Consider the following 17,209-nt stretch of genomic DNA (forward strand, 5'->3'; position numbering starts at 1 on the left):
ATGAGCACCCTCAGTTTCAACATCGCCGCCGTGGAGCGCGAGACCGGACTCTCCAAAGATGTGCTGCGCATGTGGGAGCGCCGCTACGGCTTTCCGGTGCCGCAGCGCGACGCCCATGGCGAACGGCTGTACCCTGCGGCCCAGCTGGAGCGGCTGCGCCTGATCAAGCGCCTGCTGGACCAGGGGCACCGCCCGGGCAAGCTGATGACCGCCTCCGACACCGAGCTGGCGCAACTGGCCCCGCGCCGCCCGCAGCCGCGCCCGGCCCACAGCGGTTGCGCCGACGACGACACCGAGCTGGCCGCGCTGCTGGCGCTGGTGCAGCGCCACGACGGCACCGGCTACCAGCAGGCCATGCAGCAGCGGCTGGCACGCCAGGGGCTGCAGCGTTTTGTCCAGGACACCGTGGCGCCACTGACCCGGCTCGTGGGCGAGGCGTGGGAGTACGGGCGGCTGCAGATCTTCGAGGAACACCTGTTCACCGAACTGACGCAGCGCCTGCTGCGCCAGGCCATTGCCGCGCTGCCGGCGGGCGCCGGGCGGCCGCGCGTGCTGCTGACCACCGTGCCCGAGGAGCCGCACGCGCTGGGCCTGCTGATGGTGGAGACCTTGCTGGCGCTGGAAGGCGCGGTCTGCATTCCGCTGGGCACCCAGATGCCGCTGACCGAGATTGGCCGCGCCGCGCACGCGCACCAGGTCGATATCGTGGCGCTGTCGTTCTCGGCGGCGTTTCCCCGGCGCCAGCTGGGGGCGGTGCTGCAGCCGCTGCGCCAGTTGCTGCCCCCGCATGTGGCGCTGTGGGCGGGCGGGGCCGGGGTGGCAGGGCTGGTCACGTCGGAGCCGGGCCAGCAGCTGCTGCACAGCTTTGACGACGCCGTGCGCGCGCTGGCGCAGTGGCGCGCGGCTCAGTCGCCGGTGCCGTCGGCGGGCGGTGCCTTGGGCAACGGGTAGGGGTCGGCCACGTAGGCCGGGCCCTTCATCACCATCACGATGAAAGCGCCAATCGCGGCGGTGAACACCACCGTCCAGTGCAGCACCACCAGGCTGATGACGTAGATGTCCACCAGGCCGGGCATGCGAGTGCTCTCGGGCATCCAGTCCAGCCAGATGGCGCCGCGCGCCAGCACCGAGGGCAGCAGCAGCGCCGTGCCCAGCAGCGTGATGCGCGGCAGGCGGCGCAGCAGCACGCGCTCGGCGCCGTAAGGGGTCTTCTGGAACCCCGGCAAGTGGTTGAACCACCCGGCCATGATCGCCACCGGCCCGCAGCGCTTAGCGCACCAGCGGGCGGATGGTGGAGAAGCCGCCGTCCAGCGACCAGACCTGGCCAGTCACGCGCGCACCGTGCGGCGACAGCAGCCACACCATCAGCTCGGCCAGCTCGGCGGCGTCGCCTATGCCGGGCAGGGGGTACTGGCGGGCGGCGGCCTCGCGCGTGGTGGGGCTGCTGATCATGCCGGCGGTGGCCGGGGTCTCCATCATGCCCGGCGCCACCGCGTTGACGCGGATGCCCGCGCTGGCGTAGGTGGCCGCTGCGCCGCGCACCAGGCCTTCGAGCCCGGCCTTGGCGGCGGCCACGGCCTCGTGGTTGGGTGTGCCGATGCGCGCCGCCGCCGACGACACGAACACCGCCGCGCCGGGGCTGGCCGCATCGCGCAGGTGGCCGGTAAAGCCTGCCAGCGTGTGGAAGGCGCTCACCAGGTTGGCCGTCAAACAGTCGTTGAAGTCTTTTTCGGCCATGCGGTGGGCCGCGCCCAGCCGGATGTTGCCGATGCAATGCGCCAGCGCGGTCGGTACCAGCTGTTCGGCCTTGAGCGTGGCAAACAGCGCCTTGACCCCGGCGGTGGTGGAGCAGTCGGCCACGATCTGGCGGTGTGCGTTGCCAAACGCCTGTTGCAGCCGTGCGCCATCGCGCCCGACCACCACCACCTGCCAGCCCGCCTGCGCGAGCTTGTGCGTGACGGCCTGACCCAGCCCGCCTGCCGCGCCGGTCACCAGTGCAATTGTGTTCATGTCGGGGCCTTCCAGAAGGATGTTTGTCGTTGACAAAGAAAAGAAATTTGTACAAAACCAGCGTTTTCTGCGCTAATATTACAAGCTAGAACCATATTTGTCCAGGACAAAATGCGCAAAAAATCCGATCTCCCCACCAAGACCTGCGTCTGCTGCGGCTTGCCCTTCACCTGGCGCAAGAAGTGGGAGCGCGACTGGGAGCACGTCAAATACTGCTCGGAGCGCTGCCGCCGCAGTGGCAGCAAAGCCCACCACAACCAGGGGGCCGCGTGATGCCGGGCGTGGTGCTGTGGCTGCGCAACGACCTGCGCCTGCACGACCAGCTGGCGCTGCAAGCCGCCCTCCGGCAGGCCCGGCAGCTGGGCGGCTGGCTGCTGCCGGTGTTTGTGCACGACCCCGCCCAGCACGTGCCCACGCGCTGGGGCTTTGCCCGCACCAGCCCGCACCGCCAGGCCTGGCTGCACAGCGCGCTGGACGATCTGGCCGCACAACTCAGCGCCCTGGGCAGTGGCCTGCTGCAATGCCACGGCGACCCCGCCACCGTGCTGCCCGCGCTGGTGCGCGCCCTGGGCCAGCCGCCGCTGGTGTGCGAGGACATCGCCGCGCCCGAAGAGCAGGCCACCGTGCAGGCCCTGCGCCGCGCGGGCGTCCAGGTGCAGGCCGTGTGGCAATCCACCCTGCTGGCGCCCGAGAGCCTGCCGTTCAGTCCGGAGCACGTGCCCGACACCTTCACCGTATTCCGCCAGCAGCTGGAGCGTGCCCGCGTGCAGGCCCCCGCACCGCTGCCCGCGCCCCGGCAACTGCCACCGCTGCCACCCGCCGAGGCACTGGCCCAGGCGCGCAGCGCCGTACCAGGCCACCGGCCCGATGCCGCCGTGCCCACCGGCCACTGGCCCAGCGACGTGCGCTCCGCCTTTCCGTGCCAGCAACCCGCCTTTCACGGTGGCGAGCGCGCCGCGCTGGCGCACCTGCAACGCTACTGCGAACGCCGCCTGCCGCACAGTTACAAAACCACCCGCAACGGTTTGATGGGGGCCGATTACTCCAGCAAATGGTCGCCTTGGCTGGCCACGGGCGCGTTGTCGGCGCGGCAGGCCTGGGCCGCCATCCAGACCTTTGAGGACGAACACGGCGCCAACGACAGCACCTACTGGCTCTGGTTCGAGCTGCTGTGGCGCGATCACTTCCGCTGGCTCCACCGCAAATACGGCGCGCGCCTGTACCACGCCAGCGGCCTGCTGGAGCCCCAACCCCTGCCACCGCACAAGCCCGGCGCCTTTGCGCGCTGGTGTGCGGGCCGCACCGGCCAGCCCTTCATCGACGCGGCCATGCGCGAACTTGCCGCCACGGGTTACCTGTCCAACCGGATGCGGCAAAATGTGGCCAGCTACCTCATCCACGACTTGCGCTGCGACTGGCGCGCCGGGGCCGCGTGGTTCGAGGCGCAACTGCTGGACTACGACCCGTACAGCAACCAAGGCAACTGGCTCTACCTGAGCGGGCGCGGCACCGACCCGCGCGGTAGCCGCCGCTTCAACCCCGACAAACAGGCCCACGACTACGACCCCGACGGTGCCTACCGCCGCCTGTGGGCCAGCGCCCCATGAGCGAGCACGGCCCGACCCTGCGCCTGATCTTGGGCGATCAGCTCAACCCGCAGCACAGTTGGTTCCAGCGCGTGTGCCCCGACGTGGTGTACGTGCTGATGGAGTTGCGCCAAGAAACCGACTACGTGCGCCACCACGCGCAAAAAATCCTGGCCATTTTTGCCGCCATGCGCGAGCTGGCGCGCCAGCTCAAAAGCGCCGGGCACCGCGTGCGCTACGTGGCCATTGACGATCCCTCCAACCGCCAGCGGCTGACCGCCAACTTGGAGGCTCTGATTGCCCACTACCACGCCAGCGCGGTGCAGTACCAGGCCCCGGACGAATGGCGGCTCGATGCCCAACTGGCCGCCTGGGCCGCCACCGCCCCCGTGCCGGTGACGATGGTGGACACCGAACACTTCTACACCACCCGCACCGAGGCCGCCGAAATCTTTCAGGGCCGCAAGCAGTGGCTGCTGGAACACTTTTACCGCACCCAGCGCCGTCACCACGCCGTGCTGCTGGACGCACACGGCCAGCCCGAAGGCGGGCAGTGGAACTTTGACCACGACAACCGCAAACCTTGGCCCGGCACACCGCCTGAACCGCCCGACCTGCGTCCCAGCCACGACCACCGTGCGCTGTGGCAGACCATAGCTGCCAGCGGGGCCGACCATTTCGGCGATCCGCAAGCGCAGGCCTTGCGCTGGCCCGTCAACCGCACCGAGGCACTGGCGCAGCTCGATGCCTTCATCGCCCACGCCTTGCCCCATTTCGGTGACTACCAGGATGCGCTGTCGTCCCGCAGCTGGCGTTTGTTCCACTCGCTGCTGTCGTTCGCGCTCAACGTCAAGCTGCTGCAACCGCGCGAAGTGGTGCAGGCCGCCGAGGCCGCTTGGCGCAACGGTCAGGCACCGCTGCCAGCGGTGGAAGGCTTCATCCGCCAGATACTGGGCTGGCGCGAATACGTGCGCGGTTTTTACTGGGCGCACATGCCGGGTTACACCCATGCCAACGCGCTGGGCCACACGCGCCCGTTGCCCGGCTGGTTCTGGCACGGCCAGACCCGCATGGCTTGCGTGGCCCAAGCGATCGGCCAATCGCTGCAACACGCCTACGCTCACCACATCCAGCGCCTGATGGTAATTGGAAACTTTGCCTTGCTGGCCGGACTGGAACCCCACGCGCTGCACCGCTGGTACTTGGGCATCTACATCGACGCTTTCGAGTGGGTGGAAGCGCCCAACACGCTGGGCATGGGCCAGTTTGCCGACGGTGGCCGCCTGGCCACCAAGCCCTACGTCAGCAGCGCCGCCTACCTGCACCGCATGGGCGACCACTGCAAGGGCTGCCACTACGACAAGAACGCCAAGATTGGCGAGCGCGCCTGCCCTTTCAACGCCCTGTACTGGGACTTCTTTGCCCGCCACGACGCCCACCTGCGTGGCAACCACCGCTTGGCCATGGTGTACCGCACCTGGGACAAAATGGCTCCTGAACAGCAGCACGCCCTGCGCGAGCAAGCCACCCGCACCCTGGAGCAACTGGAGACGCTGTGAGTACCACCGGTCAGTTCGTCACCTTCCCCGGCTCCCCGTTTGAGCTGCACCAACCCTTTGCGCCAGCGGGTGACCAGCCCACCGCCATTGCCCAGTTGGTCGATGGCTTGCGGCAGGGCGAATCCTTCCAGACCCTGCTGGGCGTAACCGGTTCGGGCAAAACCTTTACGATGGCCAACGTCATCGCCCAACTGGGCCGCCCGGCGCTGGTGTTTGCGCCCAACAAGACGTTGGCGGCGCAGTTGTACGCCGAATTCCGAGAGTTTTTCCCGCGCAACGCGGTGGAATACTTCGTCAGCTACTACGACTACTACCAGCCCGAAGCCTACGTGCCGCAGCGCGACCTGTTCATTGAGAAGGACAGCGCCATCAACGAGCACATCGAGCAAATGCGCCTGAGCTGCACCAAAAGCCTGCTGGAGCGGCGCGATGTGGTCATCGTGGCCTCGGTGTCGGCCATCTACGGCATAGGCCAGCCCGAGAACTACCACCAGATGATCCTGCTGCTGCGCGTGGGCGACCGGCTGGACCAGCGCGACATCATCGCGCAACTGGTGCGGATGCAGTACCAGCGCCACGACCTGGAATTCACGCGCGGCAAGTTCCGCGTGCGGGGCGACATCATCGACGTTTTTCCGGCGGAACACTCGGAGCTGGCGCTGCGCATCGAACTGTTCGACGACGAAATCGAGGCGCTGCACCTGTTTGACCCGCTGACGGGCCGGATGCAGCAGCGGCTGGCGCGCTTCACGGTGTACCCCGGCAGCCACTACGTCACGCCACGCGAGCAGGTGCTGGCGGCGGTGGAGGGCATCAAGCTGGAGCTGGAGCAACGCGCCAAGGACTTGGTGGGTGCTGGCAAGCTGGTGGAAGCGCAGCGGCTGGAACAGCGCACCCGGTTCGACCTGGAAATGCTGACCGAGGTTGGGCACTGCAAAGGCATCGAGAACTACAGCCGCCACCTCAGCGGCAGCGCACCCGGCGAGCCGCCCGCCACCTTGATCGACTACCTGCCGTGCGATGCCGTCATGTTCTTGGACGAAAGCCACGTCATGATCGGCCAGCTGGGTGGCATGTACAACGGCGACCGTGCCCGCAAGCAAACGCTGGTCGATTACGGCTTTCGCTTGCCCAGCGCGCTGGACAACCGGCCCCTGAAGTTTGAGGAATTCGAGGCCCGCTTGCGCCAGTGCGTGTTTGTCTCGGCCACCCCCGCTGCTTACGAGCACAGCCACAGCGGCCAGGTGGTGGAGCAGGTGGTGCGCCCCACCGGCCTGATCGACCCGCAGGTGCTGGTGCGCCCCGCCACCCACCAGGTGGACGACGTGCTGGGCGAAATCCGCTTGCGCGTGGCGCGCAACGAGCGCGTGCTCATCACCACCCTGACCAAGCGCATGGCCGAACAGCTCACCGACTACCTGGGCGAAAACGGCGTGAAAGTGCGCTACCTGCACAGCGACATCGACACCGTGGAGCGGGTCGAAATCATCCGCGACCTGCGGCTGGGGCAGTTTGATGTGCTGGTGGGCATCAACCTGTTGCGCGAGGGGCTGGACATCCCGGAAGTCTCGCTCGTCGCCATTCTGGATGCCGACAAGGAAGGCTTTTTGCGCAGCGAACGCAGCCTGATCCAAACCATAGGCCGCGCCGCGCGCCACCTCCACGGCATGGCCATCCTGTACGCCGACCGCGTGACCGACTCCATGCGCAAGGCCATCGACGAAACCGAACGCCGCCGTGCCAGGCAAATCGCCTTCAACCAGGCGCACGGCATCACCCCCAAGGGCGTGGTCAAGCGCATCAAGGACTTGATCGACGGCGTGTACAGCGAAAAAGCCGGCGAGCAGGCCAGGAAGCAGACCCAGGCGCAGCAGCACCAGGCCGATGTGGCCGCCATCGCTGAAAAGGATTTGGCCAAGACGCTGCAGCGGCTGGAAAAGCAGATGCTGGAGCACGCCCGCAACCTTGAATTCGAACAGGCCGCCCGCGTGCGCGACCAGCTCGCGCTGCTCAAAGACCGCGTGCTGGGCGCCCACGGTGGCGACCACATTCCCCCCGCCGACCTGGGCTAATCCCCAGTAAAACAGTCGGTTTTCGGTTATACTTGACAAAACCAGTCGGAATAAGATTTTGCTGGTTTCCACCCCGCCACTTCACCGCAAGGAACGTCCAATGCGACTCACCACCAAAGGCCGGTTTGCCGTCACCGCCATGATCGACCTGGCGCTGCGTCAGAGCAGCGGCCCGGTGACGCTGGCCGCCATCAGCCAACGCCAGCACATCTCGCTGTCGTACCTGGAGCAGCTGTTTGGCAAGCTGCGCCGCCACACGCTGGTCGAATCGACCCGTGGTCCCGGCGGCGGCTACACCCTGGCGCGCAAGGCCACCGACATCACCATCGCCGACATCATCCTGTCGGTGGACGAGCCCATCGACGCCACCCAGTGCGGCGGCAAGGAAAACTGCCTGGGCGAGGGCAGCCGCTGCATGACCCACGAGCTGTGGGCCGCGCTCAACGCCAAGATGGTCGATTTCCTGGCCTCCATCAGCCTGCAAAAGCTGGTCAACGACCAGCTGGCCAAGGGCGTGGTGGTGGACGATGCGCCCCTCATCAAGCGCGCCATCTCGTCAGCGCCGGTGGTCAAGCCCATCCGCGTCAACGCCCCCAATTCCGTGTTCGCGCTGGGCGCGGCGCTCGCCAAGTAAGGCGCGCAGCCCCCAGCTTCGCCCCTTTTGTTGTCAACCCTGTTTTTCAACCCGCCATGAGCACCACCCCGCATTTCCCGATCTACATGGACTACAGCGCCACCAACCCGTGCGACCCGCGCGTGGTGGATCAAATGGTGCCGTGGCTGTACGAACATTTTGGCAACCCCGCCTCGCGCAGCCACGCCTGGGGCTGGGAGGCCGAAGCCGCCGTCGAGAAGGCCCGTGCCCAGGTGGCCGACCTGATCGGGGCCGACCCACGCGAGATCGTCTGGACCAGCGGTGCGACCGAGTCCAACAACCTGGCCCTCAAAGGCGCTGCCCACTTCTACAAAGGCAAGGGCAAGCACATCATCACGGTCAAGACCGAACACAAGGCCGTGCTCGACACCTGCCGCGAACTCGAACGCCAAGGTTTTGAAGTCACCTACATGGACGTGCAGCCCGATGGTTTGCTGGATCTGGCAGCCTTCCAGGCCGCCATCCGCCCCGACACCATTTTGGCCAGCGTCATGTTCGTCAACAACGAAATCGGCGTGATCCAGGACGTGGCCGCCATTGGCCGCATCTGCCGCGAGCGTGGTGTGATCTTCCACGTCGATGCCGCCCAGGCCACGGGCCGCGTTCACATCAACTTGGCCGAGCTGCCCATCGACCTGATGAGCCTGACCGGCCACAAGAGTTACGGCCCCAAGGGCATTGGTGCGCTGTTTGTGCGCCGCAAGCCGCGCATCCGCTTGGAAGCGCAAATGCACGGCGGTGGCCACGAGCGCGGCATGCGCTCCGGCACCTTGCCCACCCACCAGTGCGTGGGCATGGGCGCGGCCTACGCCTTGGCCAAGGCCGAGATGGACAGCGAATTGCCGCGCATCCAAGCCTTGCACGACCGTTTGGTGGCGGGCCTGACCAGCATGGAAGAGGTCTTCGTCAACGGTCACCTGACCCAGCGCGTGCCGCACAACCTCAACATCAGCTTCAACTACGTCGAGGGCGAATCGCTCATCATGGGTATCAAAGGTTTGGCCGTGTCGTCGGGTTCGGCCTGTACCTCGGCCAGCTTGGAGCCCAGCTACGTGCTGCGCGCCTTGGGCCGCAGCGACGAGTTGGCCCACAGCAGCTTGCGCATCACCATTGGCCGCTGGACTACCGAAGCCGACATCGACTATGCCATCGAAACCATCCGCGCCAACGTGGCCAAATTGCGCGACCTCTCCCCGTTGTGGGACATGTACAAGGACGGCATCGACCTGTCCACCATCCAGTGGGCGGCGCACTGAGCGCCCGGTTTTTCCAACATTCTTGCAGGAGCACACAACATGGCTTACTCAGACAAAGTGGTTGACCACTACGAACACCCCCGCAACGTGGGCACTTTTGACAAAGGCGACGACAGTGTGGGCACCGGTATGGTGGGCGCACCCGCCTGTGGTGACGTGATGAAGCTGCAAATCAAGGTCAACCCGGCCACCGGCGTGATCGAAGATGCACGCTTCAAGACCTACGGCTGCGGCTCGGCCATCGCGTCGAGCTCGCTGGTGACCGAATGGGTCAAGGGCAAAACGCTGGACGAAGCGGCCCAGATCAAGAACAGCCAGATTGCCGAAGAGCTGGCGCTGCCGCCGGTCAAGATCCACTGCTCCATCTTGGCCGAAGACGCCATCAAGGCCGCCGTGAACGACTACAAGCAAAAGCACACCGCTGCCTGAGTTCCTTCCCCTTTTTTCTGCTGCGCCCACCATGTCCGTCACGATCTCTGAAGCCGCTGCCAGGCACGTCACCAAATACCTCAGCCGCCGCGGCAAAGGCGTGGGCGTGCGCCTGGGGGTCAAAACCACCGGCTGCTCTGGCTTGGCCTACAAGCTGGAGTACGCCGACGAGATCGCGCCCGAGGACGTGGTGTTCGAGGACAAGGGCGTCAAGGTGCTGCTCGATCCCAAAAGCCTCGCGTACCTGGACGGCACCGAGCTCGACTTTGTGCGCGAGGGCTTGAACGAGGGCTTCAAGTTCCACAACCCCAACGAGCGCGACAAGTGCGGCTGCGGTGAATCCTTCCGTGTGTAAGGGCGCTGTGCCGTGCTGAACCTGCAAGACGACGACTTCACGCTGCTGGCGCTGCCCAGCCGCTTTGCGCTGGACCGCGACGCGCTGGACGCGCAGTGGAAGCGCCTGCAACGCGAGGCCCACCCCGACCGCTTTGCCAGCCAGGGCACGGCGGCGCAGCGCGTGGCCATGCAATGGTCGGTGCGCATCAACGAGGCCTACAACCGCCTCAAGGATCCGCTCAAGCGCGCCGCCTACTGGTGCGAGCTGCACGGCGCGCCCATCCAGGCCCACAGCAACACCGCCATGCCCGCCGCGTTCCTGATGCAACAGATGGAATGGCGCGAGGCGCTGGACGAAGCCCACACCGAGGACGCGCTTGACGCCCTGTTGCGCGACACCCGTGCCACGCGCCAGACCCTGCTGGACGAACTGGCCCACACCATCGACCAACGCCAGGACGCGCCCGCCGCAGCCCAGCAAGTGCGCGCCCTGATGTTCGTCGAGCGTTTCGCCGACGAAGTGCGCCAACGGCTGGAACGCCTCGACCCCTGATAGGATTGCTCCCCCATGGCACTGTTACAAATTTCCGAGCCCGGACAAGCCCCGGATCCGCACCAGCGGCGCATTGCCGTTGGTATTGACTTGGGCACCACCCATTCGCTGGTGGCGGCGTTGCGCCACAGTGTGGCCGAATGCCTGCCCGACGAACAGGGCCGCGTCATCCTGCCCAGCGTGGTGCGCTACCTGCCACAGGGCAGTGGCTCGGGGCGGCAAATTGGTTGGGACGCGCTGGCCGCGCAGGTGAGCGACCCCGCCAACACCATCAGCTCCGCCAAGCGCCTGATGGGGCGCCAGCTGGCCGACGTGGCCAAGGTGGGCCAGCTGCCTTACACCGTGGTCGAGGCGCCCGGCATGGTGGCGGTGCGCACGGTGGCGGGGAACAAATCGCCGGTCGAAGTCAGTGCCGAAATTTTGGCCACGCTGCGTTTCCGCGCCGAAGACAGTTTTGACGATGAGCTGTACGGTGCTGTCATCACTGTACCGGCTTATTTTGACGACGCACAGCGCCAAGCCACCAAGGACGCGGCCCAGATGGCGGGGCTCAACGTCCTGCGCCTGATCAACGAACCCACCGCCGCCGCCATCGCCTACGGGCTGGATCAGGGCGCCGAAGGCGTGTACGCCGTGTACGACCTGGGCGGCGGCACCTTCGATGTGTCCATCCTGCGCCTGACCCGTGGCGTGTTTGAAGTCATGGCCACCGGCGGTGATTCCGCCCTGGGCGGTGACGACTACGACCACGCCTTGGCCGACTGGGTGTTGCAACAAGCCGGTGCGTCGCTGCACGTGGCCGACCTGCCAGCGGGCGAGCGCGCGCACCTGCAAGCCGAAGCCCGCCGCGTCAAAGAAGCCTTGTCGGCCCACGCCGACGACGGCCAGGCGGTGACGTTTGCCACCACCGTGCACGGCCAGGCGCTGCAGCAGGCCGTCACGCACGCCGACTTTGCCACCGCTACCGCCGCGTTGACCCAGCGTACCATGGGCGCGGTCAAGCGCGTGCTGCGCGATGCCCAGATCGACACCGGCGACGTCAAAGGCGTGGTGTTGGTGGGTGGCTCCACCCGGATGCCGGTGGTGCGTCAGGCCGTGGCGGCGCATTTCGGCCAGCCGCCGCTGACCAACCTCAACCCCGACGAAGTGGTGGCGTTGGGTGCGGCCATCCAGGCCAACCAGTTGGCGGGCAACAACCCCGACGGCGATTTGTTGTTGCTGGACGTGATTCCGCTGTCGCTGGGCATTGAAACCATGGGCGGGCTGGTGGAGCGCATCGTGCCGCGCAACACCACCATCCCGGCCGCTTTGGCACAAGATTTCACCACCTTCAAGGACGGCCAGACCGCGCTGGCGCTGCATGTGGTGCAAGGCGAGCGCGACTTGGTGGCCGATTGCCGCAGCCTGGCCCGTTTCGAGCTGCGAGGCATTCCCCCGATGGTCGCTGGTGCGGCCCGCATCCGTGTGACTTTCACCATCGATGCCGATGGCTTGCTCACCGTCAGCGCCAAAGAACAACTCAGCGGTGTAGAAGCCCAGATCGATGTCAAGCCCTCCTACGGGCTGAGCGACGAGCAGATTGCCGCCATGCTGCAAGACAGCTTTGCCACAGCACAACAAGACATGCAAGCCCGTGCCTTGGTCGAAGCCCGGGTGGAAGTCGAACGCATGCTGGACGCGACCCGCAGCGCCCTGGCTGCCGACGGTGCCTTGCTGGACGCACCGGCGCGCGCCGCCATCGACACCCTGTTGGCCCAAACCGAAGCCGCCCGCAGCCTGACCGATGCCACCGCCATTGAAGCGGCGGTCGAAGCCTTGGCCAAGGGCACCGAAGCCTTTGCCGCCTTGCGCATGAACCGCAGCATCGCCCAAGCCTTGGCCGGCCAAAACGTGGACAATCTCTGACATGCCAACCATCACCATCCTGCCGCACCCGCAACTGTGCCCGCAAGGCGCGCACATCCAAGCTCTGCCCGGCACCACGCTGTGCGAGGCCCTGCTGGACCACGACATCGAGATCGAGCATGCCTGCGACATGAGCTGCGCTTGCACCACCTGCCACATCATCGTGCGTCAGGGCCTCAACTCGCTCAACGAGCCGACCGAAGAGGAAGAGGACTTGCTGGACAAGGCGTGGGGGTTGGAGCCGCAATCGCGCCTGAGCTGCCAGGCTGTGTTGGCGCACACCGACTTGACGGTCGAAATTCCGCGCTACACCATCAACCACGCCCGCGAGAACCATTGAGCCATGCGCCAGATCGTGCTGGACACCGAGACCACCGGCCTGTCGGCGCAGGATGGCGACCGCATCATTGAAATTGGTTGCGTGGAGCTGGTCAACCGCAAGCTCACGGGCAACAACCGCCATTTCTACCTGCATCCCGAAGACCGCGCCATCCACGAAGAGGCGTTGCGTGTCCACGGCATCACGCTGGAATTTCTGGCCGACAAGCCCGTGTTCGCCCAAGTGGCCGAGGACCTGCGCGACTACTTGCAAGGTGCGCACCTCGTCATCCACAACGCGCCGTTCGACATCGGTTTCCTCAACGCCGAATTTGCGCGTTTGGGCTGGGGGGCTGTTACCGACCTGATTGACAGCGTCATCGACACCTTGGTGATGGCCAAGGAGATGTACCCCGGCAAGCGCAACGGTTTGGACGCGCTGTGCGACCGGCTGGACGTGGACAACTCGGGCCGCACCTTCCACGGTGCCTTGCTGGACGCGGAGTTGTTGGCCGATGTCTACATCAACCTCACGCGCGGCCAGAACGCGCTGGTGATTGAAACCGACAACACCAGCACCTCCAGCGCCAACGGTCAGGCCCGGCCCCGGATCGACCTGGCCGGTATCGAGCTGCCGGTGCTGCGCCCCAGCGCGCACGAACTGCAGGCGCACGAGGCGCTGCTGCTCGACCTGGACAAGGCCAGCAAAGGCCAAACCCTCTGGCGCAAACTGCTCCCCGCCTGAACTTGGGTGCAGCGGGCCGCCAGCGGCCATAATCGGGCCATGTTTTTCAATCTGCCCACCCTGTTGACCTGGGCCCGCATCGTGGCCATCCCGCTGATCGTGGGCGTGTTCTATTGGCCCTCCATCGACACGGCGACCCAGAACCTGCTGGCCACGGCGCTGTTCGTGCTGTTTGCCGCCACCGACTGGGCCGACGGCTACCTGGCGCGCAAGCTCAACCAGACCTCGGCTTTTGGCGCTTTCCTCGACCCGGTGGCCGACAAGTTCTTGGTCTGCGCCTGCGTGCTGGTGCTGGTACACCTGGACCGCGCCGATGTGTTCGTGGCGCTCATCATCATCGGGCGCGAGATCGCCATCTCGGCGCTGCGCGAGTGGATGGCCATGATTGGCGCCACCAAGAGCGTGGCCGTCCACATGGTCGGCAAGCTCAAAACCACGGTGCAGATGGTGGCGATCCCGTTCCTGCTCTACGACGGCGTGCTGCTGGGCCTGCTCGATACCCGCGCCTGGGGCACGGTGCTGATCTGGCTGGCGGCGGTGCTTACCGTGTGGTCGATGGTGTACTACCTGCAAAAGGCGCTGCCCGAAATCCGCGCCCGCATGCGCTGAAACGTCCATTTTCTGGGCTACAATCACGGCTTCAATCAACAACTGCAGCAAGCAACTGTTGAATGTATTTTGAAAGTGGGGTGCTTAGCTCAGTTGGTAGAGCGACGCCCTTACAAGGCGTAGGTCGGCGGTTCGACCCCGTCAGCACCCACCAAAAAATACAAGCAAATTCAAGGACTTCGGTGCAAACCAAGTCCTTTTTTGTTGCCTTTTTCACGCCACATCTGAAAGCTTGGACGCATGTTCGATTTCTTCCGCAACCACATCAAGATCTTCATGGGGTTGTTGATGCTGCTCATCATCCCGTCGTTCGTGCTGTTTGGCGTGGAGGGCTACACCGATTTCCGCAACAGCGCCGAGCCGGTGGCCGTGGTCGGGCGCGATAAGATCACGCAGGAGCAGCTTGACGCCGCGCACCGCGACGAAACCGAACGCCTGCTGGCCAGCAGGCCGCAGCTGGACCGCGCCATGCTCAACAGCGACGTGGCCCGGCGCGCCACGCTGGAGCGCATGATGGACGAGCGTGTGCTGGCGCTGGCGGCGGATCAGATGCACTTCATTACCAGCGACCAGCGTCTGGCGCGTGAGCTGGTGCAAGACCCCAACATTGCCGCGCTGCGCCAGCCCGACGGCACGCTGGACGTGCAGCGTTACCAGGAGCTGCTGCGCACGCAGGGCCTGACGCCCGAGACGTTCGAGCTGTCGGTGCGTGCCAACTTGGCGCGCCAGCAGGTGCTGCAGGGCATCAGTGCCTCGGCGTTTGTGCCGGCGTCGGTGGCGCAGGGCGCCCTGAATGCTTTCTTCGAGCAGCGCGAGATCCAGGTGGCGCGTTTTGCGCCGCAGGATTTCCGCAGCCGCGTGCAACTCACCGACGCTGACGTGCAGCAGTACTACGACGCCAACCCGGCCCAGTTCCAGGCGCCGGAGCAGGTGGACATGGAATACGTGGTGCTGGATCTGGACGCCATCGTACGCGGCATCCGTCTCAACGAGGCCGATGTGCGCGCCTATTACGAGCAGAACCAGGCCAGCCAGGCCAGCAAGGAAGAGCGCCGCGCGCGCCACATCCTGCTGACCGTGGCCGCCGATGCGCCCGCCGCCGACAAGGCCAAGGTCAGGCAGCAGGCCGACGCGCTGCTGGCCCAGCTGCGCCAGTCGCCCAACAAGTTTGCCGAGCTGGCCAAGCAGCATTCGCAGGATCCCGGCTCCGCCACCCAGGGCGGCGACCTGGGCTTTTTTGCCCGTGGTGCGATGGTCAAGCCGTTCGAGGATGCCGTGTTCGGCCTGAAGCAGGATCAGATCTCCGACGTGGTGGAGAGCGAGTTTGGCTTGCACATCATCCAGCTGACCGAGGTGCGCCAGCCCGCCGCGCAGCCGTTCGAGCAGGTGCGTGCCACGCTGGAGCAAGATCTCAAGCGTCAGCAGGCCCAGCGCCAGTACGCCGAAGCCGCAGAGACTTTCAGCAACCTGGTCTATGAGCAGGCCGACAGCCTCCAGCCCGTGGCCGACAAGCTGGGCCTGACTGTACACACCGCCACCGGCGTGCTGCGCAGTGGCCCGACCGCCGCCGATGCGCCCGCTGTGCTGCGCACGCCCAAGCTGCTGGAGGCGGTGTTTGCCGCTGACGCCCTGCGCGCCCCGTACCGCAACACCGAGGCGGTGGAAGCGGGCACCAACCAGCTGGTGGCGGCGCGTGTGTTGAAGCACAACCCCGCCCACACCCGCCCGCTGGCTGAGGTGGCTGCGCAAGTGCGTGAGCGTCTGTTGCAACAGCGCACCGCCGCCGAGGCCGTGGCCGAAGGCCAGGCCAAACTGGCCGCCTGGAAAGCCACCCCGGCACAAGCCAGCTTGGCCGCTCCGGTGCTGGTGTCGCGCAACGCCTTGCAAGGCCTGCCGATGCCGGTGGTGGCGGCCGCCCTGAGCGCCGACGTGTCCGCCACCAGCCCGGCCTGGGCGGGTGTGGACGCGGGCCCCGCCGGTTACTTTGTGCTGCAGGTGCGCCGCTCGGTGCCGCGCCCGGCCACCGTGGCCGCGCAGGCGCAGCAGGAAAACGCGCAACTGGCCCAGATGTGGGCCCAGGTCGAGTCCCAGGCCTACCTGCAGGCCCTGCGCCAGCAGTTCAAAGCCGAGGTGGTGGCAAAAAAACCGGCACAAAATCAGCCCTGAGGCCGAAATGGCCCGAAACGGGTCTATAATTCGAGACTTCAAACGGTGGCTGTAGCTCAGTTGGTAGAGTCCAGGATTGTGATTCCTGTTGTCGTGGGTTCGAGTCCCATCAGCCACCCCAGACAAATACAAAAAAGCCCGGTCTCTGAGCCGGGCTTTTTTGTTGGTGAACCTTGCACGCACCATGCTCAAAATCCTTTTGTCCAACGACGATGGTTACCAGGCCCCCGGCATCCGGGCGCTGTACGACGTATTGAGCCAAGTGGCCCAAGTGGATGTGGTGGCCCCGGAGCACAACAACAGCGCCAAGTCCAACGCGCTGACGCTGCATTCGCCGCTGTACGTCCATACTGCCGACAACGGTTTCCGCTACGTCAACGGCACCCCCGCCGATTGCGTCCACATTGCGCTGACTGGCCTGCTGGACTACCGGCCCGACCTGGTGGTGTCGGGCATCAACAACGGCGCCAACATGGGCGACGACACCATTTACTCCGGCACCGTGGGTGCGGCGATGGAAGGCTACCTGTTTGGTATTCCGGCGCTGGCGTTTTCGCAGGTGGAGCGTGGCTGGACGCATCTGGACGGTGCCGCCACCAAGGCGTTGGAACTGGTACAGGCGTTGGCTCCAGCGGCGTTGGCATTGGCCGATGCGGTGCGTGCTGGCACCCCGGGCCACGCCCATCCGTGGTTGTTGAATGTGAATGTGCCCAACGTCCCGGTGGCCGATATCCGAGGCTTCAAGGTGGCCCGCTTGGGGCGGCGACACGCGGCAGAAAGCGTGATTGCCCAAACCAACCCGCGCGGTGAGACCATGTATTGGATTGGTGCCGCTGGCCCCGTCAAGGACGATGCAGAAGGCACCGACTTCCACGCCACGGCGCAAGGTTACGCCTCCATCACGCCGCTGCAAATTGATTTGACCGACCACGCCACGCTGGCGTACTGGGCGCAGACCGCCGCCCGCTTGTCCTGATTGCTTCACGCTCATTCACGCTTTTGACCCCACC

Annotated in this window: 18 protein-coding genes and 2 tRNA genes; 18 read left to right on the forward strand and 2 right to left on the reverse strand. The window is 65.9% G+C overall.

Going from position 1 to position 17,209, the window contains the following annotated elements; all coding sequences use genetic code 11:
• Nucleotides 1-951, forward strand: a complete 951-nt coding sequence (locus tag CON76_RS09225; protein ID WP_101103065.1) for a MerR family transcriptional regulator — start codon at nt 1-3, stop codon at nt 949-951.
• On the opposite strand, the gene CON76_RS09230 is transcribed toward CON76_RS09225, so the two are convergent.
• The gene (locus tag CON76_RS09230) at nt 906-1,247 is read right to left on the reverse strand and encodes a hypothetical protein (RefSeq protein ID WP_101103066.1); all 342 of its coding nucleotides are present in this window, start codon (nt 1,245-1,247) and stop codon (nt 906-908) included. The genes CON76_RS09225 and CON76_RS09230 overlap by 46 nt on opposite strands.
• A gap of 22 nt (nt 1,248-1,269) precedes the next feature.
• Nucleotides 1,270-2,010: an SDR family NAD(P)-dependent oxidoreductase gene (locus CON76_RS09235; protein ID WP_101103067.1), complete on the reverse strand. Its 741-nt coding sequence runs from the start codon at nt 2,008-2,010 to the stop codon at nt 1,270-1,272.
• 111 nt (nt 2,011-2,121) lie between these two features.
• On the opposite strand from CON76_RS09235, the gene CON76_RS09240 reads away from it, so the two are divergent.
• The 17 genes from CON76_RS09240 (at nt 2,122) to surE (ending at nt 17,175) form a co-directional block, all read left to right on the forward strand.
• On the forward strand, nt 2,122-2,283 hold the full coding sequence (locus tag CON76_RS09240; protein ID WP_101103068.1) for a DUF2256 domain-containing protein: 162 nt from the start codon (nt 2,122-2,124) through the stop codon (nt 2,281-2,283).
• Nucleotides 2,283-3,617 carry a DASH family cryptochrome gene (locus tag CON76_RS09245; protein WP_101103069.1) on the forward strand — a complete coding sequence of 445 codons (1,335 nt, stop codon included), beginning with the start codon at nt 2,283-2,285 and terminating at the stop codon, nt 3,615-3,617. Before CON76_RS09240 ends, CON76_RS09245 begins: the two co-directional genes overlap by 1 nt.
• Nucleotides 3,614-5,155: a cryptochrome/photolyase family protein gene (locus tag CON76_RS09250; protein ID WP_101103070.1), complete on the forward strand. Its 1,542-nt coding sequence runs from the start codon at nt 3,614-3,616 to the stop codon at nt 5,153-5,155. The genes CON76_RS09245 and CON76_RS09250 overlap by 4 nt, the downstream gene beginning before the upstream one ends.
• On the forward strand, nt 5,152-7,227 hold the full coding sequence (gene uvrB, locus CON76_RS09255; protein WP_101103071.1) for an excinuclease ABC subunit UvrB: 2,076 nt from the start codon (nt 5,152-5,154) through the stop codon (nt 7,225-7,227). The genes CON76_RS09250 and uvrB overlap by 4 nt, the downstream gene beginning before the upstream one ends.
• A 100-nt stretch (nt 7,228-7,327) precedes the next feature.
• Nucleotides 7,328-7,861 carry a Fe-S cluster assembly transcriptional regulator IscR gene (iscR, locus tag CON76_RS09260; protein ID WP_101103072.1) on the forward strand — a complete coding sequence of 178 codons (534 nt, stop codon included), beginning with the start codon at nt 7,328-7,330 and terminating at the stop codon, nt 7,859-7,861.
• Between the two features lie 56 nt (nt 7,862-7,917).
• Entirely contained in the window at nt 7,918-9,138 is a 1,221-nt protein-coding gene (locus CON76_RS09265) for an IscS subfamily cysteine desulfurase (RefSeq protein ID WP_101103073.1), read from the forward strand.
• Between the two features lie 39 nt (nt 9,139-9,177).
• Complete coding sequence (gene iscU / locus CON76_RS09270) at nt 9,178-9,567, forward strand: Fe-S cluster assembly scaffold IscU (RefSeq protein ID WP_101103074.1); 390 nt, start codon at nt 9,178-9,180, stop codon at nt 9,565-9,567.
• A 31-nt stretch (nt 9,568-9,598) separates the two neighbouring features.
• Nucleotides 9,599-9,922 (forward strand): iron-sulfur cluster assembly protein IscA, encoded by a 324-nt coding sequence (gene iscA / locus CON76_RS09275; protein WP_101103075.1) that lies wholly within the window; start codon nt 9,599-9,601, stop codon nt 9,920-9,922.
• A gap of 15 nt (nt 9,923-9,937) precedes the next feature.
• Nucleotides 9,938-10,456: a Fe-S protein assembly co-chaperone HscB gene (hscB, locus tag CON76_RS09280; RefSeq protein ID WP_101103129.1), complete on the forward strand. Its 519-nt coding sequence runs from the start codon at nt 9,938-9,940 to the stop codon at nt 10,454-10,456.
• Nucleotides 10,457-10,471: 15 nt separating this feature from the next.
• Nucleotides 10,472-12,361 (forward strand): Fe-S protein assembly chaperone HscA, encoded by a 1,890-nt coding sequence (gene hscA, locus CON76_RS09285; RefSeq protein ID WP_101103076.1) that lies wholly within the window; start codon nt 10,472-10,474, stop codon nt 12,359-12,361.
• 1 nt (nt 12,362) lies between these two features.
• Entirely contained in the window at nt 12,363-12,701 is a 339-nt protein-coding gene (fdx, locus tag CON76_RS09290; protein ID WP_101103077.1) for an ISC system 2Fe-2S type ferredoxin, read from the forward strand.
• A 3-nt stretch (nt 12,702-12,704) separates the two neighbouring features.
• The gene (gene dnaQ, locus CON76_RS09295; protein WP_101103078.1) at nt 12,705-13,424 is read left to right on the forward strand and encodes a DNA polymerase III subunit epsilon; all 720 of its coding nucleotides are present in this window, start codon (nt 12,705-12,707) and stop codon (nt 13,422-13,424) included.
• A 39-nt stretch (nt 13,425-13,463) separates the two neighbouring features.
• Entirely contained in the window at nt 13,464-14,033 is a 570-nt protein-coding gene (pgsA, locus tag CON76_RS09300) for a CDP-diacylglycerol--glycerol-3-phosphate 3-phosphatidyltransferase (RefSeq protein WP_101103079.1), read from the forward strand.
• Between the two features lie 78 nt (nt 14,034-14,111).
• Nucleotides 14,112-14,187, forward strand: a tRNA-Val gene (locus CON76_RS09305).
• A gap of 86 nt (nt 14,188-14,273) precedes the next feature.
• Complete coding sequence (locus tag CON76_RS09310; protein ID WP_101103080.1) at nt 14,274-16,199, forward strand: SurA N-terminal domain-containing protein; 1,926 nt, start codon at nt 14,274-14,276, stop codon at nt 16,197-16,199.
• A gap of 45 nt (nt 16,200-16,244) precedes the next feature.
• Nucleotides 16,245-16,320, forward strand: a tRNA-His gene (locus tag CON76_RS09315).
• Nucleotides 16,321-16,383: 63 nt separating this feature from the next.
• Nucleotides 16,384-17,175: a 5'/3'-nucleotidase SurE gene (gene surE, locus CON76_RS09320; RefSeq protein WP_101103081.1), complete on the forward strand. Its 792-nt coding sequence runs from the start codon at nt 16,384-16,386 to the stop codon at nt 17,173-17,175.
• Nucleotides 17,176-17,209: the final 34 nt, after the last annotated feature.

Origin of the sequence: Macromonas bipunctata (assembly GCF_002837135.1) — a bacterium.
GTDB classification, from domain to species: domain Bacteria; phylum Pseudomonadota; class Gammaproteobacteria; order Burkholderiales; family Burkholderiaceae_C; genus Macromonas_A; species Macromonas_A bipunctata.